Origin of the sequence: Methylophaga thiooxydans DMS010, from assembly GCF_000156355.1 — a bacterium.
In the GTDB taxonomy this organism is placed as follows: domain Bacteria; phylum Pseudomonadota; class Gammaproteobacteria; order Nitrosococcales; family Methylophagaceae; genus Methylophaga; species Methylophaga thiooxydans.
In genome coordinates, this window is record NZ_GG657899.1 from 365,626 (window position 1) to 391,219 (window position 25,594).

Annotated in this window: 30 protein-coding genes; 18 read left to right on the forward strand and 12 right to left on the reverse strand. The window is 46.7% G+C overall.

The window, feature by feature from the left end:
* Positions 1–4: 4 nt before the first annotated feature.
* Positions 5–217, reverse strand: coding sequence for a Sec-independent protein translocase subunit TatA (gene tatA, locus MDMS009_RS10625; RefSeq protein ID WP_008291722.1), 213 nt, complete (start codon positions 215–217; stop codon positions 5–7).
* Between the two features lie 60 nt (positions 218–277).
* Positions 278–1,285: a helix-turn-helix domain-containing protein gene (locus MDMS009_RS10630; RefSeq protein WP_008291723.1), complete on the reverse strand. Its 1,008-nt coding sequence runs from the start codon at positions 1,283–1,285 to the stop codon at positions 278–280.
* A gap of 627 nt (positions 1,286–1,912) precedes the next feature.
* On the opposite strand from MDMS009_RS10630, the gene MDMS009_RS10635 reads away from it, so the two are divergent.
* From MDMS009_RS10635 to napH, 9 genes are read left to right on the forward strand one after another with little or no spacing between them, the layout of a single operon-like run.
* Positions 1,913–2,773, forward strand: a complete 861-nt coding sequence (locus MDMS009_RS10635) for a methylamine utilization protein MauF (protein WP_008291243.1) — start codon at positions 1,913–1,915, stop codon at positions 2,771–2,773.
* A gap of 59 nt (positions 2,774–2,832) precedes the next feature.
* On the forward strand, positions 2,833–4,011 hold the full coding sequence (mauB, locus tag MDMS009_RS10640) for a methylamine dehydrogenase (amicyanin) large subunit (RefSeq protein ID WP_008291369.1): 1,179 nt from the start codon (positions 2,833–2,835) through the stop codon (positions 4,009–4,011).
* Between the two features lie 3 nt (positions 4,012–4,014).
* Entirely contained in the window at positions 4,015–4,563 is a 549-nt protein-coding gene (locus MDMS009_RS10645) for a MauE/DoxX family redox-associated membrane protein (protein WP_008291393.1), read from the forward strand.
* A gap of 22 nt (positions 4,564–4,585) precedes the next feature.
* Entirely contained in the window at positions 4,586–5,218 is a 633-nt protein-coding gene (mauD, locus tag MDMS009_RS10650) for a methylamine dehydrogenase accessory protein MauD (protein WP_008291245.1), read from the forward strand.
* 46 nt (positions 5,219–5,264) lie between these two features.
* Positions 5,265–5,831 carry a methylamine dehydrogenase (amicyanin) small subunit gene (mauA, locus tag MDMS009_RS10655; RefSeq protein ID WP_008291622.1) on the forward strand — a complete coding sequence of 189 codons (567 nt, stop codon included), beginning with the start codon at positions 5,265–5,267 and terminating at the stop codon, positions 5,829–5,831.
* A gap of 24 nt (positions 5,832–5,855) precedes the next feature.
* Positions 5,856–6,860 (forward strand): tryptophan tryptophylquinone biosynthesis enzyme MauG, encoded by a 1,005-nt coding sequence (gene mauG, locus MDMS009_RS10660; protein ID WP_081443619.1) that lies wholly within the window; start codon positions 5,856–5,858, stop codon positions 6,858–6,860.
* A 5-nt stretch (positions 6,861–6,865) separates the two neighbouring features.
* Positions 6,866–7,228 (forward strand): cupredoxin domain-containing protein, encoded by a 363-nt coding sequence (locus tag MDMS009_RS10665; RefSeq protein WP_154647021.1) that lies wholly within the window; start codon positions 6,866–6,868, stop codon positions 7,226–7,228.
* A gap of 31 nt (positions 7,229–7,259) precedes the next feature.
* Positions 7,260–7,943: a ferredoxin-type protein NapG gene (napG, locus tag MDMS009_RS10670; protein ID WP_008291589.1), complete on the forward strand. Its 684-nt coding sequence runs from the start codon at positions 7,260–7,262 to the stop codon at positions 7,941–7,943.
* A 2-nt stretch (positions 7,944–7,945) separates the two neighbouring features.
* Entirely contained in the window at positions 7,946–8,788 is an 843-nt protein-coding gene (napH, locus tag MDMS009_RS10675; RefSeq protein WP_008291357.1) for a quinol dehydrogenase ferredoxin subunit NapH, read from the forward strand.
* A gap of 328 nt (positions 8,789–9,116) precedes the next feature.
* Here the strand turns inward: napH and azu are convergent, their stop codons facing one another.
* Complete coding sequence (azu, locus tag MDMS009_RS10680; protein WP_237700514.1) at positions 9,117–9,518, reverse strand: azurin; 402 nt, start codon at positions 9,516–9,518, stop codon at positions 9,117–9,119.
* 212 nt (positions 9,519–9,730) lie between these two features.
* Entirely contained in the window at positions 9,731–10,138 is a 408-nt protein-coding gene (locus MDMS009_RS10685) for a YhcB family protein (protein WP_008291576.1), read from the reverse strand.
* A gap of 146 nt (positions 10,139–10,284) precedes the next feature.
* On the opposite strand from MDMS009_RS10685, the gene MDMS009_RS10690 reads away from it, so the two are divergent.
* The 3 genes from MDMS009_RS10690 (at position 10,285) to ppnP (ending at position 12,365) form a co-directional block, all read left to right on the forward strand.
* The gene (locus MDMS009_RS10690) at positions 10,285–11,736 is read left to right on the forward strand and encodes a helicase HerA-like domain-containing protein (protein ID WP_008291550.1); all 1,452 of its coding nucleotides are present in this window, start codon (positions 10,285–10,287) and stop codon (positions 11,734–11,736) included.
* 61 nt (positions 11,737–11,797) lie between these two features.
* Positions 11,798–12,040: a ubiquinone biosynthesis accessory factor UbiK gene (gene ubiK / locus MDMS009_RS10695; RefSeq protein ID WP_008291588.1), complete on the forward strand. Its 243-nt coding sequence runs from the start codon at positions 11,798–11,800 to the stop codon at positions 12,038–12,040.
* Positions 12,041–12,050: 10 nt separating this feature from the next.
* Entirely contained in the window at positions 12,051–12,365 is a 315-nt protein-coding gene (gene ppnP, locus MDMS009_RS10700; protein WP_008291491.1) for a pyrimidine/purine nucleoside phosphorylase, read from the forward strand.
* A gap of 63 nt (positions 12,366–12,428) precedes the next feature.
* Here the strand turns inward: ppnP and MDMS009_RS10705 are convergent, their stop codons facing one another.
* Both MDMS009_RS10705 and MDMS009_RS10710 read right to left on the reverse strand, forming a co-directional pair.
* Positions 12,429–13,061 (reverse strand): hypothetical protein, encoded by a 633-nt coding sequence (locus MDMS009_RS10705; RefSeq protein ID WP_008291648.1) that lies wholly within the window; start codon positions 13,059–13,061, stop codon positions 12,429–12,431.
* A 140-nt stretch (positions 13,062–13,201) separates the two neighbouring features.
* Positions 13,202–14,299, reverse strand: coding sequence for a DUF481 domain-containing protein (locus MDMS009_RS10710; RefSeq protein WP_008291608.1), 1,098 nt, complete (start codon positions 14,297–14,299; stop codon positions 13,202–13,204).
* 244 nt (positions 14,300–14,543) lie between these two features.
* Here MDMS009_RS10710 and MDMS009_RS10715 point away from each other — a divergent pair, with 244 nt between their 5' ends.
* Positions 14,544–16,055, forward strand: coding sequence for a YifB family Mg chelatase-like AAA ATPase (locus tag MDMS009_RS10715; protein WP_043888198.1), 1,512 nt, complete (start codon positions 14,544–14,546; stop codon positions 16,053–16,055).
* A 51-nt stretch (positions 16,056–16,106) separates the two neighbouring features.
* On the opposite strand, the gene MDMS009_RS10720 is transcribed toward MDMS009_RS10715, so the two are convergent.
* Positions 16,107–17,747 carry an inverse autotransporter beta domain-containing protein gene (locus MDMS009_RS10720; RefSeq protein ID WP_008291629.1) on the reverse strand — a complete coding sequence of 547 codons (1,641 nt, stop codon included), beginning with the start codon at positions 17,745–17,747 and terminating at the stop codon, positions 16,107–16,109.
* Between the two features lie 151 nt (positions 17,748–17,898).
* On the opposite strand from MDMS009_RS10720, the gene MDMS009_RS10725 reads away from it, so the two are divergent.
* The 5 genes from MDMS009_RS10725 to MDMS009_RS10745 all read left to right on the forward strand — a co-directional run bounded on the left by MDMS009_RS10725 (position 17,899) and on the right by MDMS009_RS10745 (position 23,384).
* Entirely contained in the window at positions 17,899–18,186 is a 288-nt protein-coding gene (locus MDMS009_RS10725; protein ID WP_081443620.1) for an ATP-binding protein, read from the forward strand.
* 35 nt (positions 18,187–18,221) lie between these two features.
* Positions 18,222–18,446 carry a magnesium chelatase subunit ChlI family protein gene (locus MDMS009_RS10730; protein WP_237700515.1) on the forward strand — a complete coding sequence of 75 codons (225 nt, stop codon included), beginning with the start codon at positions 18,222–18,224 and terminating at the stop codon, positions 18,444–18,446.
* Positions 18,443–20,467 (forward strand): DNA helicase Rep, encoded by a 2,025-nt coding sequence (gene rep, locus MDMS009_RS10735; RefSeq protein ID WP_043888201.1) that lies wholly within the window; start codon positions 18,443–18,445, stop codon positions 20,465–20,467. Before MDMS009_RS10730 ends, rep begins: the two co-directional genes overlap by 4 nt.
* Before the next feature lie 106 nt (positions 20,468–20,573).
* On the forward strand, positions 20,574–21,146 hold the full coding sequence (locus tag MDMS009_RS10740; protein WP_008291373.1) for a YcnI family copper-binding membrane protein: 573 nt from the start codon (positions 20,574–20,576) through the stop codon (positions 21,144–21,146).
* 150 nt (positions 21,147–21,296) lie between these two features.
* Positions 21,297–23,384, forward strand: a complete 2,088-nt coding sequence (locus MDMS009_RS10745; protein ID WP_008291740.1) for a TonB-dependent receptor family protein — start codon at positions 21,297–21,299, stop codon at positions 23,382–23,384.
* Between the two features lie 69 nt (positions 23,385–23,453).
* On the opposite strand, the gene MDMS009_RS10750 is transcribed toward MDMS009_RS10745, so the two are convergent.
* The 5 genes from MDMS009_RS10750 to MDMS009_RS10770 all read right to left on the reverse strand — a co-directional run bounded on the left by MDMS009_RS10750 (position 23,454) and on the right by MDMS009_RS10770 (position 25,594).
* Positions 23,454–23,978, reverse strand: a complete 525-nt coding sequence (locus MDMS009_RS10750) for a cytochrome b (RefSeq protein WP_008291414.1) — start codon at positions 23,976–23,978, stop codon at positions 23,454–23,456.
* A gap of 73 nt (positions 23,979–24,051) precedes the next feature.
* Positions 24,052–24,504: a YaiI/YqxD family protein gene (locus MDMS009_RS10755; protein WP_008291592.1), complete on the reverse strand. Its 453-nt coding sequence runs from the start codon at positions 24,502–24,504 to the stop codon at positions 24,052–24,054.
* Between the two features lie 3 nt (positions 24,505–24,507).
* A complete protein-coding gene (locus MDMS009_RS10760) occupies positions 24,508–24,831 on the reverse strand; it encodes a Na+/H+ antiporter subunit G (protein ID WP_008291769.1) in 324 nt (107 codons plus the stop codon).
* A gap of 5 nt (positions 24,832–24,836) precedes the next feature.
* Positions 24,837–25,106 (reverse strand): K+/H+ antiporter subunit F, encoded by a 270-nt coding sequence (locus tag MDMS009_RS10765; protein ID WP_008291682.1) that lies wholly within the window; start codon positions 25,104–25,106, stop codon positions 24,837–24,839.
* Positions 25,106–25,594, reverse strand: a complete 489-nt coding sequence (locus MDMS009_RS10770) for a Na+/H+ antiporter subunit E (RefSeq protein ID WP_036312826.1) — start codon at positions 25,592–25,594, stop codon at positions 25,106–25,108. Before MDMS009_RS10770 ends, MDMS009_RS10765 begins: the two co-directional genes overlap by 1 nt.

Sequence of the window (25,594 nt, forward strand, 5' to 3'; positions counted from 1 at the left end):
CCAGTTATTGCTTGTGCTTAGTTTTATTATTGACGTCGCTTGTTTCGGTCAATGCATTTTCAATCAATCCATCTGCATGCTCGTCATGCATCGCATCTTTGAAACCTTTGACCGCACCGCCCAGATCACCACCGAGGTTACGTAGTTTTTTTGTGCCAAACACGAGTGCTACGACAGCCAGTACGATCAACCAGTGCCAGATACTAAATGAGCCCATTTGTAATTCTCCTAATGTGTGTCAAAAATAAAAGTATGCGGTGAGACGTTTCCATTTAGCTTATTGACCGCGAGCGAGTTCTAAGGTCATGCTCGAGGATTCTCCAAATAGTTCTCGGTAATAGCGTGAGAAAAGGCTCATATGCCAAAAGCCCCATCGTGTGGCTACATTCGCAATGCTGGTGACTTGTTTTGGCGAAAACTTCAGTTCTGCTCTAATTCTGTGTAAGCGAACATTTCTCATGTAAGCGACTGGTGTAATGCCTAGAACCTGTTTGAATGCGTGATTGAGGGTACGGCGACTGACATTGAGTGTTGTACAAAGGTCACCAATGGTCAGCACCTCGCAGTGACGTGATAACGTTATATCTCGCACACAATTGACGATATACCGGTGAACACGGTGCTCGTTATGGCGGCTATGATTTTCGCTGGCAGCCATCAAAGCTTGTAAACAACTATCTAAGACACTGTCTTCTACATGACGCCATACCTGATGGTGATCCATGCTGTCATTTAGGTTTTTTGAGAGATGTTCTGTGCCAATAAATAAGGCCGATAACAAACGACTTTTTACGGCATGAGGAATGACTTCGACCGGATTTACTTTTTTCATCAGATCATTGATGTCTATCTGCTCAACGTTAGCGGCATAGTCTTCCAACCGTTGTTCAGATATCACTGCGGCAGTGATTTCTGAGGAGTGCGAGGTACGAAATAATAGTTCGGCATTCTTATCCAGCGTGATTAGCGTGTTTTTGCTTAGCTGGCCACCGCGCCATAATGATTTACCTTCAATAATGGTTGGCAAACCAATGACATAACTATCTTGTGGTGCGCTAGCGAGTTCATCAACAGAACGGTTCATCGCTTCGCGAAACAGCTGTACACCTTTACTGGCAACACTGGTGACCATGCCGGAAAAGTGGCCTTTATCTAACTGGGTGTAGTCTTGTGACCAAAAAGGTAGTGTGATGGCGTGCTCCAGGACGTCTTCTGTTCGTTGACGCACAGTTGTTATTTCAACACTATCCTGCGGATGGTCAAACCATAATTTCTCATCTTTCACTGTATCTCTCCCTTCTCATCCTAATTTCGCTTTTAGCTTTTTTATCTGTGCGAAATAACAATGCCACTTCTTATTAGTAGTTGATTTAGCGGCTAAAAATGAGGCTGACTTCTTGTGGGCACAATAGTAAACATTTAAGACACCAGTAATAGTAGAAATCGGCAACATTTCAAGGCGTGCTGTTTTGCTATGCGTGGCAGTGGCTGAGGCCACGTTTTGGAGAGGCTCTTATCTGTGAGTCTTTTTATCAGCCGTCACTTTGCACTGTGACTCAGCCTGAAATGCCTATAAACAAAATCTGTTTATTCCACCACCGTGAACTTTACGCTCGAGATACTCTCATGCTGGATTTTCTTTGGCTATGCTTCTTAGGGAGTAGTTAGTGATTGATATTAAAACTATTTTTTAAACCTTATCCGACTGGTGTCTTTTGATAGATGTCGTTTTTAGCGTTAATCGGCTTCTCTGACGCTTTTTGAATAGCAAGAATCGGCAAGGTATGGCCTCGATAAGGGCCTCATCGACTTGATATGCCAGTTTTTGCTACGGCAGGAATTCCTAGCTGGCTATAGTTGTTTCCGTTTTATTACAACTAACAAGAAATGACGAACGTCATTAGGAGGAGAGATGAGTATAGAAGCCGATGCAGGTAGTTTCCGTCAACCATCACAGAATACCGAGCAAGCAACCTGTGTACCTGATGCTGTAAGTTTCTCGGAAACCACATCATCAAAAGGTCGCCTTGCGTTGATGTTATCAGCGATTATCGTGGGTGTCTCTGGTGGGGCGTTAATGAGCGCTCAGGGTGCAATGACAGCAAGCGCAATGACGTGGTTATTCATCATATTAACGTTTGTTGGGGGACTCCTCTCAACGTGGTCACCTTGTGGCTACTCAAGTTTAAGTCTGCTTAGACCTGCTGGTAAATATTCGCTGAAATCAGTGACTCGCTGGACACCTACCTTTATTACGCATGCAATCGGTTATGCCTTTGGCGCCCTGATTCTGGGTGGCGGTTTAGGTCTGGTCGGTGCATTTATGTTTGAACAACTGGCGTTCAGTCACATGGTCATTGGTCTGGCGTTGCTAGCGATGGGCTATGGCGCACACCAATTCGGCTTTTTGAAAATGCCTTATCCACAACGTCGGGCACAGGTTCCTCACGACGCACGCCTGCGGTTCCGTTCGTCCACGATTGGCCTTTTGTATGGCTACGCGCTGGGCATGAACTATCTGACATATGTGCAGACACCGATTCTTTATATCGTGACCGGTGCTGCTTTGCTGAGTGCGGATGTCACTACGGCCATCACGATCATCGCCATCTTCAACATCGGGCGTTGTCTGCCCGTTGCGGTGAATTTTTTGCCAATTACTAACCAGTCTGTTCAGGCCTGGCTGGCGAAATGGCAAGAGCGAGCAGTTGAACTGGATGGGTTCCTTCTGCTGTCAATCGGCGCAGCAGCATTAACCATGCTGACGCTGTAAACATAAGCGAGATACGAACCTTAACTCGTTATAAACCAAATAATAATTTTGGAGGAGATATGACTATTTTTAATCTTAAATCGAAGCTGAGGCAACAAGGCCTGGTAGGCGGGATTGCCGCAGCAGCATTAATGACAGCTGCTTATCCAGCATTAGCAGATATTGCCATCGAAGAAATGACGCTTGAAGTGGCGCCAGCAAGTGACTCAAAGCGTGTTTATGTCACCGACCCGGGCCATTTCCAGATGACCTCACAGGTCTTCACTATCGACGGTAACAACAACAAAATCCTGGGTATGTCTGATGCCGGTAAACTGCCTCATGTTTTGGTCGGTGATAAAGGTAACTTTATGGCCATTGCCAACACCTGGTATGACCGCATAGCTCGTGGTAACCGTGATGACTATATTGAGGTATTTGATACTCAGACGCATAAAGTGACTGCTGATATCGACATCCCTGAGGGTCGTTTTCTGACCGCTGTCTTTACCCATATGGCGACGTTGAGTACCGACGACAAACATATGATGTTCCAACAGTTCTCACCCATACCGGCTGTCGGTCTGGTTGATCTGGAAGCGAACAAGTTCGTCAAAATGATGGATACACCGGACTGTTACCACCTGTTCCCTGCACCTGAACAGAACGTGTATATGCACTGCCGTGACGGTTCAATGCTGAAAATCAACTATGACGATGAGGGTAACGCTACTCAGACTCATAGCAAAGTTTTCCATCCGGAAGACAGCTATCTGGTGAACGAACCTTATTACTCAGATGTGACTAACCGTCTGGCATGGCCAGACTATGAAGGCCGTATCTATCAGGCAAAACTGACTGCTGACGGTGCTGAGTTCATGGATCCTATCGATGTTTTCACTAAAGAAGAGAAAGCAGAAAAATGGCGTCCGGGTGGTTGGCAGTTAGTCACCATTCACAACGACAGTAATGAACTGTATTTGCTGGCTGACAAACGTGGCAAATGGACACACAAAACCCCAAGCCGTTATGTGTTTGTCGTTGACGCTAACACCGGTGAACGTTTGCGTAAGTTTGAGCTGAAGCACGAAATTGATTCGATTGCAGTGAGTCAGGATGACAAACCGTATCTGTTCGCTGTGTCAGCTAATGAACAAACGTTGTACACCTTTGATGCTAAGACAGGTAAGAAAATCGGTGAAACGGCAGGACTTGGCCGCTATCCGCACATTCTGACCCTGCCTCAGGATAGTGAGTAAGTCATGAACTGGATTATTAACGATCCTGCCCTGTCAGTATTAGCCACACTTTTTGTGGGGCTGGTACTGGCGGTGGCAGCTATTTCCAAGCTGCGTAGCCTTGACGAGTTCCAGGGTGTTGTCGACAACTACCGTTTGCTGCCAGGTTTTTTGGTGGCTCCGGTAGCCAAGCTTTTGCCTTGGGTTGAACTGGCATGTGCTGCCGCATTGATGGTGCCGCCTGTTCGTGAAATGGCAGCCTGGGTAGCAGTAGGGCTGTTTGTGATGTTCGCGCTGGCATTGGCAATCAATGTTGGCAGAGGCCGAACTCACATCGACTGTGGTTGCGTGCGTCGTCCGACCAGCAAGAGCCGTATCGGCATGTTTCATGTCCTGCGTGCACTCTTTCTTGCCGGTGTCAGCACATTCATCGCTTTAAGTTCGCTGGAAATAGCCAGTGTTTCCCTCGCATCTTGGCTGATCGCTGTTGCTGCGGCATCAATGCTGGCCATGCTCTATGTAGCAGCTGATGTGATGGTGGGACTGCCAAACTCCCGCGAATCAAGAACCTAATTTTTAGTAAGGAAAAATTACAATGAGTTTCGATATTCTTATTGCTTCAAATGTGCTGCTATGGGCCGCTTTTCTGGCGCTGGCAGCACTTATGGTCGGTGTAATCCGACAAATTGGTCTGCTCCATGAACGTTCAGCGCCACTGGGTGCGATGATGGTCGATCATGGTCCTGATATCGGTGATAAATCACCGGTGTTCAATGTTAAAACCTTCACCGATGAAAAAGATGTATTGGTTGGCCGCGCTATCACTGCTGGTCGCCCAAGCCTGTTGATGTTCACCGGTCCTTCTTGTCCTGTTTGTGCGAAGTTGCTACCGATTATTCGTGATGTGGCGGCATCTGAAGGTGCTGATGTCATTTTGATTAGTGATGGTACAGCCGCAGAGCACCGTGAGTTCTTGAGCAACCACCCATTGAAAGGTGAGCTCTACATTAACTCGCCAGAAATTGGTATGCGCTATCAGGTTTCTAAAGTGCCTTACGGTGTTTTGCTTGATGCTGATGGTGTCATTAAAGGCAAAGGTCTGTGCAACACCCGTGAACACGTTGAAAGCCTGTTTGAAACGATTCGTCTTGGTCACGCTTCTCTGCAGAGCTATCTGAAAGACAGTTCTACTGCTAAGGAAGTGAAAGTAGCTGAACAACTGCACTAATCATTAACGTGATATTAGACCTATAAAACTATAACGGAGAAGGCAAATGAAAAAGAAATTAGGATTTGACGCAGCTATTGAAAAACTAAGCCGTCGCACGGCTAACAAAACCGGTCGTCGTGGTTTTGTTGGCAAACTAGGGGGCATCCTGGTCGGTGCAACCTTGTTGCCATTGCTTCCAGTTGACCGTCGTGGACGCCTGAAAGAAGCACATGCTGCGGATGCAAGTAACCTGGATCTGGCCAGAGAAGGCTGGGTACCACAGGATCAGGATCCACAATCGTGTGACTACTGGCGTCACTGTTCTATCGACGGTAACGTCTGTGACTGCTGTGGTGGTACGCTAACGTCGTGCCCACCGGGAACGAGTCTGTCACCAAGTTCTTGGGTGGCGAGCTGTTATAACCCGGGTGATCAGCAAACCTATCTGATCGCTTACCGTGACTGCTGTGGTAAACAAACCTGTGGTCAATGTGCGTGTCTGAACACAGAAGGTGAGTTGCCTGTTTATCGTCCAGAGTTCTCTAACGACATCGTATGGTGTTTCGGTGCAGAAAATGATGATATGACTTATCACTGCACCATCTCACCAGTAGTTGGTAAAGCCAGCTAAGTGGGACTGAGGCATTCATATATCATGAAGATTAGAAGCCTTGTCATGTTGGCATGCACGGTATTTTCCGTGCATGCCAGTTTGGCAGACGACACGATTAAGCGGAGTGACTATCAACGTCCCGAAGCCATTCCGGCTCCGGCATCGAATCCGCTGACTATAGAAAAAACAACGCTGGGGAAAGCCCTGTTTTTTGACCCGCGTTTGTCTCGAGAAAAAGGCATGTCTTGTGCGACCTGCCACTCACCGGATCACCGCTGGAGCGATGGCCGGGTTGTGCCGCTGGGTTCTGAAGAACTCGAGCAGCCGAGACGATCGCCTACTGTCATGAACAGTGCCTGGCTTAAAGCATTAATGTGGGATGGCCGTGCCAACTCACTGGAAGCACAAGCGGTGCTTCCTATCACCACGCCGCATGAAATGAACTACAACATGAAAGAGTTGGTTCAGCGACTGGGTGAAATCAAAGGTTATCAGCCTCTGTTTGAAGATGCATACGGCGATGCTGACATCACCACACAACGCATTGCGATGGCGCTTGCCACTTTTCAACGCACGCTGGTGTCCAATATTTCAAGCTTCGACCGATGGGTGGATGGTGATGAACAGGCCATCAGTAGCAGTGCACAACGTGGTTTTGATGTGTTTAACGGTAAAGCACAGTGCGCTGCCTGTCATAAATCATGGCGTTTCACTGATGACAGCTTCCATGATATCGGTCTGGATAGCCCGGATCAGGGGCGTGGCAAAGTGATACCGGTGGAGGTAACGATTATGCAGCATGCCTTTAAAACACCAACGTTACGTGATCTGCCTGAAAACGGTCCTTTTATGCATGATGGCTCAATGACCGATCTGGAAGAAGTGGTTAAACACTATGAAGAGGGCGGCATTCAGCGTGCCAGCCTGTCAAAAGAGATGAAACCATTCGAGCTGACTGATCAGCAACGAGCGGATCTGATTGCCTTTCTCAAAACGCTGGATGGTGGCCCATTAGCCATTGAGCCACCTGTATTACCCAAGGAGTAGCTGACGTGAGTAGAGAATGGAAACGTTGGTTGATGGGCATGACGCTCATCATCGCCACGCTCATTTCGACAGCAGGCAGTGCCGAGCAGGTGGGGGAGTCAGAGCCTGTGGTTCACAATTTGTCACTGACCCACCACGATTTTGAAGACTGGACGTTTACCCCGAGGGTAAATGACACATTGGCTATCACGAACAAATCTGATGTTGCACACAGTATTTATATCACTCATCCCGACGGTACGGTGGTGAATTTAGATGTGCAACTTCCGGGAGAAACCTTCACCTGGACTATTCCTGCAGCTGGTGATTATAGGCTGCAGTGCTGGATTCATCCGATCATCAGAGCTGAGATGACGGTTTCTCCCTAGCATCTAGCAGTGAGTCTGCGGGAGCGTGTGTATGGCAGAAGATAAACAGCACAATATTGGCAAGCTGGAAGACCCGGCAAAACGGGAAACTTTCCGCAATGTATTCAAGCGATTTGGCGTGGTACTGGTTGGTACCATCGTTGGCCAATCGATGATTTTGTCACGACCATCACGCGCCGCAGAAGCGCTAAGACCGCCCGGTGCCTTGCCCGATCTGGACTTTGATTCGGCTTGCGTACGCTGCGGATTGTGTGTTGAAGACTGTCCTTACGACATTCTCAAACTCGCCAGCTGGGCTGATCCCGCGCCTCAGGGCACACCCTATTTTGTGGCAAGGGAAGAACCGTGCCGCATGTGTAAGGATATCCCCTGTGCAAAGGCCTGTCCTACCGGCGCACTTGATCGTCATATGACAGATATCAAAAAAGCCGATATGGGCGTTGCCGTTCTGGTCGACCATGAAACCTGTCTCAATTACAAAGGTATGACCTGTAGCATTTGCTGGCGAGTTTGCCCGATTCGCGATGAAGCAATAACACTTGAGCCTATTCAGTCAGAAAAGGGTAGGTTGCTTATACCTACCGTTCACTCTGATACCTGCACAGGGTGCGGCACCTGTGAAAAACATTGCGTCTTGTCCGAAGCAGCTATTCGCGTATTACCACGTGAACTGGGCTTAGGCCTATCAGGCAGGAACTCAGTCGGAAGGAGTTAAGTATGCTGCGTTTAGGTCGAGGCCTTTATCGGCATCGTTGGTTGTTGACTCGCCGGACGGTTCAAATTGTCATTCTTTTAGCCTTTATTGTGGCAATCCCCGGCTATGGCAAGATTGCAGAAGGTAATTTGGCTTCAAGTCTGTGGTTCGGTGAGCTGAAACTGACCGATCCCTTCATTCTGTTGCAGACGTTTTTTGCAGGCTCTACGATTGCGTTGCCAGCTTTAATCGGAGCCCTTATTGTCGGCGGCTTTTATGCTTTTTTAGCCGGACGACTCTATTGCAGCTGGGTGTGTCCGATCAACCTGATCACCGATTTAGCCTACTGGTTACGCAAGCGCTTACATATAAAAGGCAATATGAGTTTATCGCGGAGCCTGCGTTATTGGGTGTTGGCTTTAGCCTTAGCACTATCGTTTCTTGGCGGTACGCTGGCATGGGAGATGATTAATCCCATCACGCGATTCCAGCGTGAATTGGTGTGGTTTTCCTTTAGTGGCGCTATGTTACTCGGTGCCTTATTTCTGTTTGATTTATTGGTCAGTCGCCGCGCCTGGTGCGGACATTTATGTCCGGTAGGGGCGTTCTATGGTCTATTAGGACGCTATGGACGGCTCAAAGTCACGGCGACACCTACCGAAAGCTGCGATACCGTTGGTTGTTCTCGTTGCGTCACTGTTTGTCCTGAGCCACATGTACTGGCACCGGTTGTCTCCAAACAGGCGCAATCCGTTACTTCGGGCGATTGTACCCGTTGTGGTGCCTGCCTGGATGAGTGTCATGAAGGCACGCTGTCGATGAAGCTGGATTTAGTGGGAATGGTGACTCGAAAGGCCGGGAAGTAGGCAAGGAAAACAGAAAAGCATCGCAACAATGCGCCATCGTGTCTGGTTGGATCAAGCACAATAACACTTACTGAAAGATCTCATATCATTGGCTGTTCAAGCTGAGAGATTGTTTACCTTGCCAGCTGCCGGCTCCGTTTTCTGCACGCAGATGCAGTCCGTTTCGCCTTTCGATTGCATCCGATGACTGCACGCTCATATAGGCACGTTGTAAGCTCAATCTGATGGGAACGATGACCAGAAAGGTCGGGAACTAAGGAAGGATAAGCAAAAAAAGATAAAGGTGGGTGGCGGACCACCACACCCTTATCCAGGGGTAAAACAGGAATTAGTTTTCTACTTTCAGGGTGCCACGCATCATAAATGTGTGACCAGGGAATGAGCAGAAGAAGGTATAGTTTTCTTTAGCGTCTAATGCACTGGTGTTAAAGGTTGTTGAGGTGTTTTCGCCACCACCAATGATTGGGGTGTGAGCAATAACACGATCATCGTCCTGTTTCAGGAAGTCGTTTTCAAGGCCTTGCGTGCCACCATCTTGAGCAATCGCATTGACATCAGCTGTCTTAGCCAGAACCCAGTTATGGCCGAGCCCTTCTTTAGACAATTTGCCTGTGTGTTCGAAGTTGACAGTGAACTCTTCACAATCAGATGGGACACTAATTGTCTTTGTACTATAAGACCATGAATCACCAGCTGAAATAGCTACTTCACAAGTGTTTGCACTGGCCATTGATGAAATGAAAGCCAGGGGCAGAAGATATAAACGCATATGTTCTCCAAGTTGATATGGTTAGAACAAACGAGTTTAATCAACCTAGTGCTTGATGCAGTAGCAAAATCTAGCATCACTTGGTCAGCGTTAACTTTCAATGCAGAATTAAGCTGTCTGACGTTTTTAAATGGTGATTAATGTTGGAACAAGCATTTGCTGGATAAATACGTTTAACGCGTTAAAGCATCTTCATCCCGATCATGTGGATTCATAAAATCATTTTCTTTTTTATGCGGTTCAGGTCCATCTAATAATGCACCAGCCCGTTCAGGCAAAATGCGTTGATCAGATAAATTACCTAACTGTTCATAGCCAACAGATAAATGATCAAACAATTCTTTATATGACCCTGCCATGTTTTTAAATACAGTGGCGGTTTTGTCGTAATGATCATGCACTTTCTGCTGGTAGGCTTCTAGCTCTAATTGTTTTTGAGCGAGCTCCGTCTCGTGTTGATCCTGAATGTCTTTTAGTTGCGCTGTGCCGCCCGGCGATTGTCGGCGTCCGATAGCAAAGCCGATTAAAGCAGCAAAGATTACGGCGAGAACAAAGATTGTCCAAATAGTTGTAGCAGTCATGTGTCATTCCGTTGTGTTTAATTTAAGCTCTAGTCTAGCAGGCTCTTATCTGAAGACAATCTGTTTTAGTCTGCGTTCCCGTGTTGTGCTTTAATGACGAAGCAGTATCGGCAAAAGTGTGGAGTCAAGAACGGAGAGGATGAGGCATGGTGGCACCGATATTTATAGGACAAGCAGAGCAAGCCGTGACGATGTTACCCGAAATGGCAAATCGACATGGTTTGATTGCCGGCGCAACGGGAACCGGTAAAACCGTGACTTTGCAGGGACTGGCGGAGAGTTTTAGTAACATCGGGGTGCCTGTATTTGCAGCCGATATTAAAGGTGATTTGTCTGGCGTGAGTCAGGCAGGGAAAACGCATCCTAAGATTACGGAACGTGTCGAGATAATGAAACTGGATGCGTTCAGTTTTACCGGTTTTCCGGTGACCTGCTGGGATGTGTTTGGTCAAAATGGTCACCCCTTGCGAACCACTATCTCCGATATGGGACCATTGCTGCTTTCAAGATTACTGAATTTGAATGATACCCAGCAAGGCATTTTAACGTTGGTGTTTCGAGTGGCTGACGATAATGGCTGGTTAGTGTTGGATTTAAAAGATCTACGTGCCATGTTGCAGTTTGTTGCTGAAAATGCGGCTGAATTTCGTACGCTATATGGCAACATCTCTGCTGCCAGCGTGGGCGCAATTCAGCGGCGTTTATTATCGTTGGAAGAGCAAGGCGCCAGCGAGTTATTTGGTGAGCCGGTATTGAATTTAGATGATTTGATGCAAACCGACGCCAATGGACGCGGCGTTATCAATCTGCTGGCAGCCGATGATTTGATGCAATCGTCACAGCTATATAGTGCTTTTTTATTGTGGCTAATGGCTGAGCTATTCGAGCAGTTGCCTGAAGTTGGTGATCCTGAAAAGCCAAAGTTAGTCTTATTTTTTGATGAAGCGCATCTTATTTTTGATGATGCACCGAAGGTGCTATTGGATAAAATTGAGCAGGTGGTCAGGCTAATCCGTTCCAAAGGTGTAGGCGTATATTTTGTGACGCAAAATCCAACTGACATTCCGGACACGGTATTAGGTCAGTTAGGTAATCGCATTCAGCATGCCTTGCGAGCTTACACAGCCAAGGATCAGAAAGCGTTAAAAGCAGCGGCAGAAACCTTTCGTGATAATCCGGCGTTTGATACCCGAGAGAAATTAACAGAATTGGGCGTGGGTGAGGCATTAGTCTCCACCTTGGATGAAAAAGGGCGGCCCCAGGTTGTACAGCAGACCTTAATCAAACCACCACAGAGTCAAATTGGCCCCATTACAGATTCTCAACGACAAAGCCTATTAAACGAGTCGCTGGTTGCCGGTGTTTACGAAAAAATACTGGATCGTGAGTCGGCGCACGAAGTGTTAATGGAACGCGCTGAACAAATGGAAAAACAAGCGACAAAGCAAGTCTCAACTAAAACCAAGAAAAAACCAGCAACACGACAAAGACAGTCGATGTTTGAAGCCTTCGCCAAAAGTACGTTGCGTTCTATCGGCACACAGATTGGCGGCAAATTAGTGAGAGGCTTGTTAGGTTCTTTGCTCGGCAGTAAATAGCGCATTGAGTCTGTCTATTAAACCCGTAGAATAAAGATGTTGAAACCTGAAGGGATAGAAGATGATTGATACTAAAAAAATTGAGGAAGTGGTACAAAGTATCACTAATGCCTTACCACCCGGTCTGGTGCAGATGCAGGAGGATGCAGAGAAAAATATTCGTGCTGCATTAACCGCTACCTTTAATAAGCTGGATTTGGTCACGCGTGAAGAATATGATGTGCAAACTCAAGTGTTGCAACGCACTCGTGAGAAGCTGGAAGCGCTGGAAAAACGCGTGACAGAACTGGAACAAAATAACTAAGAGAATCTTTATGTCTGAATTTGATAATGTCACGGTCACCCGTGAAGCAAACGTCTATTTTGATGGCAAGGTGACCAGTCGCAAAGTGACATTTGCTGATGGTAGCTACAAAACATTGGGTATTATGATGCCGGGTGATTATACCTTTGGCACTGAAAAAGCTGAGTTAATGGAAATCATGGCCGGTAAATTAAGCTATTGCCTCAAAGGCGATAGCCAGTGGCATGATATTCAAGCAGGCGAATCATTCAACGTGCCTGCTGAATCATCGTTTGATATCAAAATTATCGAACTCGTTGATTACTGCTGTACCTATCTGGATTAAGCAGAGAATTGAGTTATAAAAAAAAGGCGCCTCAGGCGCCTTTTTTGTTTTTAGCCATGTGCGTTATTCATCATCAACATTGCTGTAACCATCACGGAATTCAATGCGAGTATCTTTGGGGTGTTTATGAATCACCATACTTTGGTTACCAATAGATAGTTTTAAGCTGGTGTCACTGACATCCGATACGCTATAAACCGTATTATCCAGAAACAACTGATTACCGCTGAGCTTGGTAATACTATCGTCAGTTTGGTAAACATAGGTCATGTCGTCATCGTAGTAGGTGACTAACTCAGAGTAGGTTTCCAGACCTTTTTCCGTTGGCGTAAACGTCAGGGTAAAGGTGTATTGGCCTTCATTACCAATCCAGGTTGAATTTGCCAACATTGCTGTGTCGACAGAGCGTGTGAGCGTTGTCGCATCGAGTTGCAGGCTGCCGTCTTCATTGACTGTAACGGTTCCGCTTGGTGTGTTCTGTTCAGACATCAGCGTGATTTTTTTGTCGTTTGACTCATATTCATAGCGGCCAAACGTTTCATTTTTATCGCTAACGATACGGAGTTCTCCGTCCGGTAAAAATTCATAACTTTTAAGTCCTTCTTGATCGGTATATCGGCCTTTAAATTCATCTGAACCGCAGGCGGTCAGAAATAAAGGCAGGATAAGCGAAAGGATTGAGAACGCTTTTTTCATCGCTAATGTTTTCCTTGAATGATTTTGTCTGTTTGTTCACTGTTGTGTTGATTTAACGAGTTATTCTAGCTGCAAAATAGCTTGTAACGATAGTTATAAAAAAGGCGCCTTGTGGCGCCTTTTCTTTGTAGATTGGTGTGTTACTCCCAATCGTAAACCAAGTTCATTTGATAGCTTGTATCGGTTTTTTCTGCATCAGGTGCTGGCATGCTGTTGTACTGACTGCGAACACTGGCACGGAGTTTCCAGTTATCCTGAGCTAAAGGCATTTCACCACCAAAGTTGGTCACAACCAGATAGTTTTTACCCGGGCTGCTGAATGATGGGTAGTAAGTAAAATCGTGGAACAGTTTTAGGTGGCTATTCATGCGATATTTCACATCGTAGCCGAGTACACCCGTTGGGTCTTTTTCTGTTGAGCCATCAGAGTAACTTTCAAAACGGTAACCGACACCGGCGAAGCCTTTAAACTTAAGGTCATCTTCGCGAATGAAGAAACGACCCAAGCTGGCGGTTGCGATGGCACGAAGATCAAGTTCTTCAAAATCATCAATCTCAAAATCAGCTGTACCACGAGCAAACCACATTTCAGTGATATCTCTTTCCAGTGCTACACCCGCCAACTTTTCATTGACGGTTTGTTCACCGTCTTCTTTTTGATAGTTGACTTCAAGGTACATATCCATGCGTTCCATGTCTGTTTCACGGTGTAGTTCACCGCGACCCTGGGCGCCGAAGCGTTTGGTATTGCCACTGGCACCCGCGACACCAAAGGCAAGGCTGCCACTCCATGGGTCACGTAACTTGTCGCGTTCCAATCTGATGGCCGCCAGGGCTTGGTCATAATCTGCTTTAAGGGCTTCTTTTTCTTGCTCGTTTGAGACTTTTATATCGTCGATTTGCTGTTGATATTCTTGTTCAACTGCCGCAACCTGTGGCTTGTGCGCATCGGTTGCCCAGACGCTTCTGATGTTAGCTGGATCGACGTTTACAGTACCAAATGCTGTATTGGTCAGAGTGTGTTGACCGTTGGCATTAACACTCAATTGACCCACAATTCGATCCCGGCTGTTTAATTCAATCAGGAACTTCTCATCCGTTGTCAGTTTGCTAACACGGCTGTAATCGATGGTGACATCATCTGCAAATGCCGTATTGATAACGAGCTGACCATTTGCGACCTCTTTCAGTGTGCCTTTGAGCAAACTGCCATCGTCCAGAACCACCTGATCGGCCATTATGGAAGTGGTGAAAGTGCTTGAAATTAATAAAAAAAGCGTCCTCAAGCTGGGCTTGTTCATAGAGTCTCCGAGAATGATTTTGAGATTGATTGCGCGCTACATAAAGTAACACAAGCGTTTAGCTATTAAAAAATAACGTTAGCAACACGGTTTACGTCAATCTGAAACGTGAATAGTTTCATTACACTCAAAAGCCTTATCAGCTAGAATGACATGCTAGTTTTTTCTCCAAGGATGGATAATGACGCTTGCAACAATACATAGCCGGGCCATGACCGGTGTTGAAGCTCAGGCCGTCACCGTTGAAGTTCACCTCTCCAATGGCTTGCCGAGTTTATCAATAGTAGGTATGGCAGAAACTGCTGTTAAAGAGAGTAAGGATAGAGTGCGATCGGCATTACTCAACTCGCACTTTACGTTTCCGCAACAACGTATCACGATAAATTTGGCGCCTGCTGACTTACCCAAAGAAGGAGGACGTTTCGACTTACCTATTGCATTGGGTATTTTGGCTGCATCCGGACAGCTTCCGCTGTCTGCTTTGAGTGATAAAGAGTTTATCGGTGAGCTTAGTTTAACCGGCGAATGTCGGCCGGTACGGGGCGTTTTGCCAACCGCTCTGGCGGCTGGCAAAGACAAGAAAATATTGATTCTTCCTGCCGATAACGCCGCTGAAGCATCCTTAATTGAACAGGCTGAGAGCTTTGGTGCAGATAGCCTGCTTGCAGTGTGCTCACATTTGCATGGGCAGGTACGATTAACTGGGTTGATAGCCGAGCAAAAAGACTATCAGCCTGACTACCCAGATTTGATTGACGTGCGTGGTCAAGGCCACGCACGGCGAGCATTGGAAATTGCAGCGGCGGGTAATCACAGTTTGTTATTGTCTGGTCCGCCGGGCACAGGTAAAACCATGTTGGCCAGTCGCTTGCCTGGCATTCTCGCTGAAATGACGGAACAAGAAGCTGTCGAGGCTGCGACGATACATTCGGTGGCATCCAAAGGCTTTGATGTAGCGCAGTGGCAACAGCGTCCTTTTCGGGCGCCACACCATACCGCTTCGGCGGTAGCTTTAGTCGGGGGAGGCAGTCAACCGCGTCCCGGCGAAATCTCACTTGCGCATCATGGGGTGCTATTTCTGGATGAATTGCCCGAATTTGACCGACGGGTGTTGGAAGTACTGCGTGAACCGATAGAATCTGGCAAGATCACCGTTTCTCGCGCTGCGAATCAGGCGGAATTTCCCGCACAGTTTCAACTGGTGGCGGCGATGAATCCTTGCCCTTGCGGATATCTAGGTGAATCGCGATGCCATTGTACGGAAGAACAAGTGCGTCGTTATCGTGGCAAAGTATCGGGGCCATTGATGGACCGAATCGATATGCTGGTGGAAGTGCCGCCAGTAGATAAAACTCTGCTACGCGGCTCAAGCCTTGATAGCAGTGCTGAAACATCAGAGCAGGTTCGCAGCCGTGTGGTTCGTGCACGCAATAAGCAAATTGCGCGGCAAGGCAAAGCGAATAATGTATTGCAACACAAAGAAATAGAGGTTTATTGTTCCTTGAAAGACAGTGATTATCAGTTGCTAGAAAAGGCGATAACCCGCCTTGGCCTGTCTGCACGGGCGTATCATCGGATTCTTAAAGTCGCTCGCACCATTGCCGACTTGGCGGGCAGTCGTGATATCAGGACTGAACATCTTAGTGAAGCAATTGGTTACCGACGTATGGATCAAAAAGGACTGACCTACTAAGACAAGGCCTGACTAATGGCGTGTTACTGTCCAGCAACGACGTTAGTTAGCTTATGGTGGGCAGTAACTATTTCCATTGGTTTCAATTGATCCTGTAATGGTAAAGGTGCTCACGCTGTAACAGCGGGCGATATTGGCTGTATTGCCCGTGCCTGATAGATTATTGATCGTCACACCGCCAGCAAAAAAGTAAGTATTTTGGTTAATATCTGAAGTAGTTCCTCGTAAAACCATGGTGTTATTCGAAAAGTCGATATTGGAGTTAGTACCAATAAAACTTACGACCTGACCACCACTTCCATTGGCGACGATGTCGAAATTGTTGTTATGTATGGTGACATTATGGGAGTCTTCAATCTGTAAACCATTCGCCGTAGCGCTACTCGTGCTTCTGAATGTATTATTCAGAATTTGGACATTTTGTTTCCCCTCAATTTTGGCTATCGACATTGAACTTGCTCGATTAATATATGCCTTAACCCCGATAAGGCTGCTGTTATCCGCCATATTAAAGAAACGTCTGGCGCCACCTGCACCGCCATTACTACCTTCGCCCATAATACTTGCCGATGGCGTGGCAATCGTTACTGCTCTACCAGAAGGGGTTTTAACGTTAAGATGCGCTGACCCCAAAATGGTCTGACCATTCTGTAGAGTCGAGACATCATCGATATTCGTATAATGGCCATTTAATATGACGGTTGAGTTGGTTCCTGCGGCATTGATGGCGGCTACAAAATCAGTACTATTGGTGATGCTGCTGCTATCTAGCAGTGTAATAGCGTCGCCATCGGCTGTTTCAGTAATTTTTTCTGCCGAGCCATAGCTCCCGCTTTGGCTTACAATATCGACGTCGCGAACAATAGGGTCGGTCATGCGTTGTTCCATTGGCGTCAGGCGGCGGCCAGCTTTAGCTTTCGACCCACCTAATGGAATGCTTAGTCGTAATACGGCGAAGCTTTGGCTGCCACGGGGATCGTCATGCTGATATTCCAGCCCCAGTGACAGACGCGAACTTCTCGATAAAAAAGGTAATTCATTGAATTTCATTTCCAACCGAGCACGTGGACCCTGAATGGTATCGGCCTTGCTATCGGTAAAGCGATAACCACCAGCGTAGATACGCAGTTGCTTATCAGCTTCCGGGGAGAATACAGGGATCCGCCAACCGACCTCAGCATCGTAGCCGCGCATGGAGCGTTCCTCCCCGGCGCGATAAGTGATCGTAGTGCCAGAAAAGTCCACAGTGTCAAGACTATCTTCAGCGTAGCTGGATTCACCAACTGGAATATAAGTATTAGCACGCAAATCCCAGTTGAGCGACAGTGCTTCTACCCCCAAGGTTACTTGGTTGAAAAAATTATCATAGGGACTTTTACGACGATCAAAATAGCCATAACCACCGAGGTTCCAGCCATTGTCGAGCATGTGTCTGAGCGCGAGGCCAATATTGCCTTCATAACTATCATCGTTATCCAGACGACCACGGATATTGGCAAACAGCAGACTATCGTTGTTTTGCCATAAAGGGATGAGCAGATCGGCTTCAGCGATGCTACGGTCATTTCCAAGCTTGCCTTCAAAGTCAATGCGTGGATTCCACTTATTCGTTGATGCGGTGGTATCAGCCGAAGAGGCTGCGGCAGTCGCTGTACTTGCGAGCAGTGCGAGGGTGATCAGTGTTTTCTTCATCCTATGTCCTTGTATTTCAGAAGCTACAGAGAAAAACGTTAATTCTGTGGCTGCTGGCTCCCTGCCATGATCTGTGGATAATAAAAACAAAGCCTATCAGCTCTTAGATAAATTTTGAACCGAACCAGAAGGGCGCTCTTCAACAAGGTAAATGGATATCGATACGTGCAGGATGTTTGCCATCGATTGGATGGGGGGTAACAATGACTACGATAAGCCACAACTTGCGCATAATACGATGTTACTTCTGGGTGAGTTGCTCGAATTTGACTTAGGCGAATTGGAAGTGCTGCGCGAACCGATAGAATCTGGCAAGATCACTATTTTTCGCGCTATGAATCAGACAGAGCTTGTCGCACAGTTTCAACTGGTAAAGGCGATGAACTCTTACCATAGTTGTGTAGCTGAGGCACCATGTTGGTTGCCATTGATTTGTTAGCACCTTTAATGAGCAAATTGGCTGACAAGACGAACATGTACTACAACATAAAGAAAAGAGAGGTTTATTTTTCCTTGAAAGACAGTGATTATCAGTTGCTAGAAAAGGCGACAACCCGCCTTGGCCTGTCTGCACGGGCGTATCATCGGATTCTTAAAGTCGCTCGCACCATCGCCGACTTGGCGGGGAGTCGTGACATTCTTACTGAACATCTCAGTGAGGCAATTGGGTATCGACGTATGGACAAAAAAGGCCTGTGAATGATCTAAATCCAGAGCAGCGGGAAGCTGTGCGTCATATTGATGGACCTTTATTAGTACTTGCTGGTGCAGGCAGTGGTAAAACGCGTGTTATCACCCGTAAAATTGCTTACCTGATAGAGCAGTGCGGTATTAATGCCCGTAATATTGCTGCGGTGACCTTTACCAACAAAGCGGCACGTGAAATGAAAAGCCGGGTATCAGAGTTGATGGCGACCCGCGAAAATGCCTCTGCACGGGGTTTGATGGTATCGACGTTTCACACTTTGGGTTTGAATATTCTGCGTCGTGAATATAAGCACCTTGGATTTCGCAGTGGTTTTTCGATTTTTGATGCACAAGACAGCTTGGCTGTATTGCGTGATCTGATGGGGCGTGACTTTGCCGCTGACAGTGAACATGCAGAACAGGTGCAGTGGCAAATTTCTGAATGGAAAAACCAGCTTATCTTGCCTGATAAGGCAATGCAGATTGCCGAAGCAGGGACACAGATGTCTGCTGCCAAAGTTTACCCTCGTTATGTTGAGGCCCTTAAAGCCTATAATGCGGTCGACTTTGATGACTTGATATTAAAACCGGTGATCTTGTTTCGTGAGCACCGTGAAGTGTTGCAAAAGTGGCAAGCGCGTATTCATTACCTGCTGGTGGACGAATATCAGGATACCAACGGTTGTCAGTATGAGCTGGTCAAACAGCTGGTCGGTATTCGTGAAGCCTTCACGGTGGTCGGCGACGACGATCAGTCGGTTTATTCCTGGCGCGGCGCGCGACCTGAAAATCTGGCGCAGTTACAAACGGATTATCCTCGATTGAAGTTGATTAAACTGGAGCAGAACTATCGTTCAATGGGACGCATTCTTCGTGTTGCCAATACGCTTATCAGAAATAATCCGCATGTGTTTGAAAAGCAACTTTGGAGTGCGATGGGAGAGGGCGATCCAATCCGAGTGATTGGCTGTCGTGATGACGACCATGAGTCTGAAAAAGTTGTCTCCGAGCTTTTGTATCACAAGCTAAAACATCAGGCGAGTTTTAAAGATTATGCGATTTTGTATCGCAGTAATCACCAATCACGACCGATTGAAAGGGTCTTGCGAGAGCATAATGTGCCGTACTTCCTCACCGGTGGCACCTCGTTTTTCTCGCGTATCGAAGTGAAAGACATAATGGCTTATCTGCGCCTGCTGGCTAATCAAGATGATGATAATGCGTTTTTGCGTGTTATCAACACACCGCGACGTGGCATAGGCTCCACGACTTTGCAGACATTGGGTAATTATGCGACTGAACGTCAAACCAGTCTGTTTGGTGCTTGTTTTGAGTTTGGTTTGGCAGAGCAATTATCAGCAAAAGCGATGCTGAATTTAGAACATTTTGCTAACTGGCTGGTGGATATTGCTGATCGTGCGAAACGCGGCGACTTGATGAGTGCAATTCGGGATTTGATTGAGGAAACTGAATACCGCGGCTGGCTGGAAGAAACCAGTGGTGATCCAAACAAAGCAGAACGCCGGATGGATAATGTGTTGGAACTGCTCAGTTGGATTGAACGCATCATCGAAAATGATACCGAACAAAAAAGTATTGGCGACATTGCCGCGCGATTGACTCTGATGGATATTCTGGACCGACAGGAAGATGAAAATCAGGCCGATGCAGTGCATTTAATGACCTTACATGCGGCGAAAGGACTAGAGTTTCCACACGTATTTATGATCGGAATGGAAGAAGAGATTCTGCCGCACCGCAACAGTATTGAAGAAGACTCTATTGAAGAAGAACGTCGATTGACCTATGTAGGAATAACAAGGGCACAGCGTAGTTTGGTGATGACGATGGCCAATACCCGTAAACGCTATGGTGAGAAAATGGACTGTGAAGAGAGCCGTTTCTTACGTGAACTCCCATCCGAAGATTTGATTTGGATGTCGGAAAAAACTCAGGCTGATCCGGAAGAGCGAAAAGAGCGGGGCAAAGCGCATTTGTCTAATATTCGTGGCATGCTTAAAGCGGGTACTTGAGGCATGGTGCGATGTCCAGAAGAAAAATGGTAATTATTTTCATGCAGCAAGACACCCTTTAGCTGGGGTAAATGCTTCACGACAAGGTTTAAAAAGAGAAAATATCATGAATAAGATTTTCCCCCTGTTGATGCTGGCATTGCCAGTTGTGGCAAATGCCCATGCAGTGATTGAGCAGAAAGACGCCGAAAGCGGCAGTTTCTATAAAGGTGTGATATCGATAAGTCATGGTTGTGATGGCTCAGCGACGACCAAAGTGACGATAGATATCCCTTACGGTGTGCGAGATGCCAAGCCAATGCCTAAACCTGGCTGGAAATTGGATGTTGTCCGCTCAGAACTGACGAAGCCGTATTTATCCAATCATAAAACTGTGACTGAGGATGTCACCCAAATCAGTTGGTATGGCAATACGCTAGAAAGTGATCACTTTGATGAATTCATTTTTCGTGGTCAGATTGGTGTTGGCACAGGTACTCGACTTTACTTTCCAGTCAAACAGGAGTGCGTGGTGGGTGAGCGTCACTGGAATCAAACACCTGATAGCAAACCGTCACCTCATCAGCAGCATGGCGAACACGCCGGCCATAACGGGCACACCGGACATGGCGGTTCTAAACTTGAGTACCCTGCACCGGTAGTTCGAGTTATTGATGGTACGGGTGGCCATCATCACTAAATATGACCGTTAATAGTAGGTATTTGTACTAGTTTTGAGGGATTTCACCTAGCCTGTGTGAAATGCCCTATTTTTATCAATTCAGACCTCTTTAGACTTCCAGCTTAAATGCATTAAGCAAATAATTCATTACAAAAACTGGAAGAGAGTATGAGCGATAATAATTTAAAAACACCCCTGAAAACGCTGGTTTTAGCTTGCCTTTCAGTGAGCGTCAGTAATGCGTATGCAGAACACGGTACGCTCGAATTACAACAACTTGAGGTAATAGGCAGCAGTATTGCACCGGGTAATGTGGGACTGGAAGCCGAAAAGCAGGAAATTCGTCAGACACCGGGTGGTGTCAGCCTGATTGATATTGATGCTCTTACCGAAGGGCAAGTCTCCAGCCTTGAAGATGCCTTTCGTTATGTTCCGGGCGTTTGGGCGGCTAGCCCGACGGGGACTGACAGTATTTTTCTGTCCAGCCGTGGTTCGAATCTGGATGCGACAGGCTACGACACCAATGGTGTCAAACTTTTGCAGGATGGCCTACCTGTCACGGCAGCTGATGGTAATAACCATAATCGTTTTATCGACCCGCTGAGTGCTAAATATGCGGTTTTTGCACGTGGCGCTAATGCCATGAAATATGGTGCCAGTACTTTGGGCGGCGCAGTTAACTTTATTTCCCAGACTGCCTACGACGTATCACCATTGAGTTTATCAGTGTCTGGTGGCAGCCACGGTGAGCGCTTGACTCGAATGACTGCCGCTAAGGTGTTTGGCGAAAACGTTGATGGGCTGGTGACGATTGAAAATAAACAATGGGATGGTTATCGCGATCACTCAAAACACTCGCGTACAGGTATTTATGCCAATGGTGGTTTGCGTCTGAGTGAGAATATTTCCACCCGTTTTTACTTCACCAAGCTAAATAGTGATGAAGAACTGGCTGGTAGCTTAAGTCGTGCTCAAGTACGTGACGATCGGGATCAGGCTGGCACTAATAATGGCAGGGATGCGGGACACTTCCAGTTAGATGTTGATAGCTGGCGTCTGGCCAATAAAACCATTTGGGATATTGATAACAATCGTCGTTTCGAGTTCGGCGTTTCCTATGAAGAGCAAGAGTTGTTTCATCCCATTGTCGCTGGTCAGTTTTTCAGTCTGTTAATTGATAACCGTCAGCGCAATTTGGGTACCATGGCTCGCTATCATCACAAAGTCGGTAATCACGACTGGCTGATTGGTATGAACTATGGTGTTACCTGGGTTGATGGCGGAAACTACTTCCAGTCAGGCGGGGCTAAAGCCAACAAACAACAGGTGAATGATAATGATGCTGACACCTTGGAACTGGTGGTGCTAGATCGTTGGCAGTTTGCCGATGACTGGACGTTTATAGCCGGAGCTCAAGCTGTTAAAGCTAACCGTGAAGTACGGGCAACGTCTTATTCCTCGGGTGCTGTTACGCAAGCTGAAGATGATTACAATAGCATTAACCCACGTCTGGGCATGATTTATCAATTGAATCAGAATACCAGCTTGTATACCAATGTAAGTCGTTTGTATGAACCGCCAACAACATATCAACTTGAAGATGGTGTGGATACGCTGGATGCTATGGAAGGCGAAGTGCTTGAAGTCGGGTCAAGAGGACATATGCAAATGGGCAATCACAGCCAGTGGGGCTGGGATATTTCGGCTTATTATGCGCAACTGGATAATGAAATTCTTTCTGTGGAAGACCCTGCAGCACCTGGCAATTTCATTACCAGTAATGCAGAGGATACGATTCATACAGGTATTGAGGCATTACTAAGCGCGGATATTGCTTTGAGTGAAAACCTTCACCATCGTGTGACACCATTGGTAAGCCTGAGTTGGAATCGTTTCCGTTTTGATGATGACGACTCACTCGGTGATAACACCTTGCCGGGCGCACCTAAGTTTACAATGAAAGGCGAAGTCCTCTATCGACATACTAACGGTTTCTATTTTGGTCCTACCGTAGACTATGTTTCTGAACGATATGCAGACTTTGTAAACAGCTACGAGGTGAACTCATACACATTGTTTGGCTTGAAGAGTGGCTGGTCAAATCAGAACTTCAAGGTGTTTGCCGAAGTGCGTAATCTGTTTGAGCGTGACTATATCGCCAGTCATAGCGTGCGTGCTGTCGCTGCCGAAACAGATGCCATTCTTAGCCCGGGAGCACCCTTGTCGGCTTATGTCGGTATCGAATATAAGCTCTAAACAACGCTCAGTTGAAAACCAAAAAAAAGCCGCTATTTCGTTAGCGGCTTTTTTGTTTCAAGTCCCTGATTAAACCATGCGTTTGAGAGTTTCATCACGACGGATAAAGTGGTGATACATGGCACCGGAAAGATGTGCAAAGACGAGTGCCACGAGTACTAAGGCTAAGACCGCGTGGAAATTGCCTAACGACACCATCCACTCTGTTTTTTCTACAGGCTTATCGAGCAGAGTCATGCCGAACAGTTTCACTGGATAGCCCTTACCATAAATATAAAGCACGCCAAGTGGTGGCATTACCAGCATGCAGGTATACATGATGTGGTGGCTGCCCTTGGCAATTTTACCCAGCACGCCTGGGGTTTGTGGACGTTGTGATTTTTGTTTCTTGGTCCACAACAGACGAGCAATCGCCAGCAGCATGATCAAGGCACCGATCGATGTGTGATAGGGGCCAAATGTATCACCCAGCCAGTGTTCACCATCGTTGATGTAGTCACCAAATTTGAAAAACTGTTGTAACACCAGCACAGCCATAAACCAGTGGAAAAAACGAGTGATCAGGCCGTAGCGGTGGTGCGAGTCATGCAGCATGGAAAGTCTCCTTGATTGACGAAAAAAATTCTTCTTTACGACCTTTTCACAGGAACTATGTTCCTTGATTTGATTACTTTATCCCGGCCTGCTGCAGAATTTTATCGAGTTGGTTGGCAAACTCCATGCGGTCGCGCTGATGAAAGGCTTTATGACCACCCGTTTCAACACCACTCGAACGTAATGTATCCATAAAATCACGCATACTCAGACGTGCCGCAATATTACTTTTATCTAAAAGCTCACCGCGAGGACTGAGACATAATGCGCCTTTATCGATGACGGCATTAGCGAGTGGAATATCAGCACTGATCACCAAATCATTAGCTTTTACGCGCTCTGCAATTTCGTCATCAGCGATATCGAAACCAGAGGCGACCTGCATAAAACTAATGTTGCTATCAGCAGGCATTTTGAGTGGGTGGTTGGCAATAAAAGTTAGTTCAATGCCGGTACGGCGGGCAGCACGAAAGAGAATTTCTCTGATGGTCACAGGACAGGCATCAGCATCAACCCAAATTTGCAAGATTTAGTCCTGATCCGATTTATTCAAGGTACGTTTGTCTTGTCTGACTTTGATATGTAAGGCGGCTTTTGCCATCAGATGCGCGCTGACTGGTGCGGTGATAAACAAAAATAATGTTACCAGTACTTCATGCAGACTGATGTCACCGGTTTTTACACTAAAATGTATGGCGGATGCGATTAATATCGCCCCTACACCAAGCGTACTGGCTTTAGTGGGCCCGTGCAGACGCATATAAAAATCACGCAGTTTGAATAAGCCCACTGAGCCGACAAGGGTGAAAAAAGCACCGACAATAATCAATATGGAAAGAATGATATCAAGCATCGTGTTTATTCCATGATATCGCCGCGCAGCAAGTATTTGCTCAACGCCAGCGTTCCCATAAAGCCCATTAAGGCGATCAATAAAGCAGACTCATAATAGAGCACACTTTTCAACGAAATCCCCAGCAGGATAAGCAGAGCTATAGAGTTAATATAGAGTGTGTCCAGGGCGAGAATCCGGTCAGGGACATCGGGACCGACCAATAAGCGATACAGACTCAATAGCAGTGCCAGGCAGACCATTACAAAGGCAATAACAATCGCAGTATCCAACATCAGTTGAAGATCTCCTTCAATGGTTTTTCAAACAGTTGCTTGATTTCTGTGATGATGGCATCGGCATCTTCGATATGCAAAGCGTGAATTAATAAGCTTTTTTGATCTTCTGACAGATCACAGCTAACGGTGCCGGGTGTTAATGAAATGGTATTAGCCAGCAGACTAATAGCTAAAGGCGAGGTCAATTCCAGAGGCACAGATAAAAATCCCGGATGTAATTTTTCCTGATTCGTCAGGATCAAACGTGCCACCATCATATTGGCGACTAATATTTGATAAATCACCACAAACACATATTTAACCAGTAGCCAGGGGCGTCTAATGGTCACTTTTTCTTGCCAGAAGCCAGCACTGAACCATGGGATAAATATAGCCAGGAGTGCACCAAGCACCACATGCCCCAAGGCCACGGTATTATTTAAAAGCAACCAGATAAGCCAAAGAGCGACACTGAGTAAAGGATGGGGAAAGATGGATTTCATCAT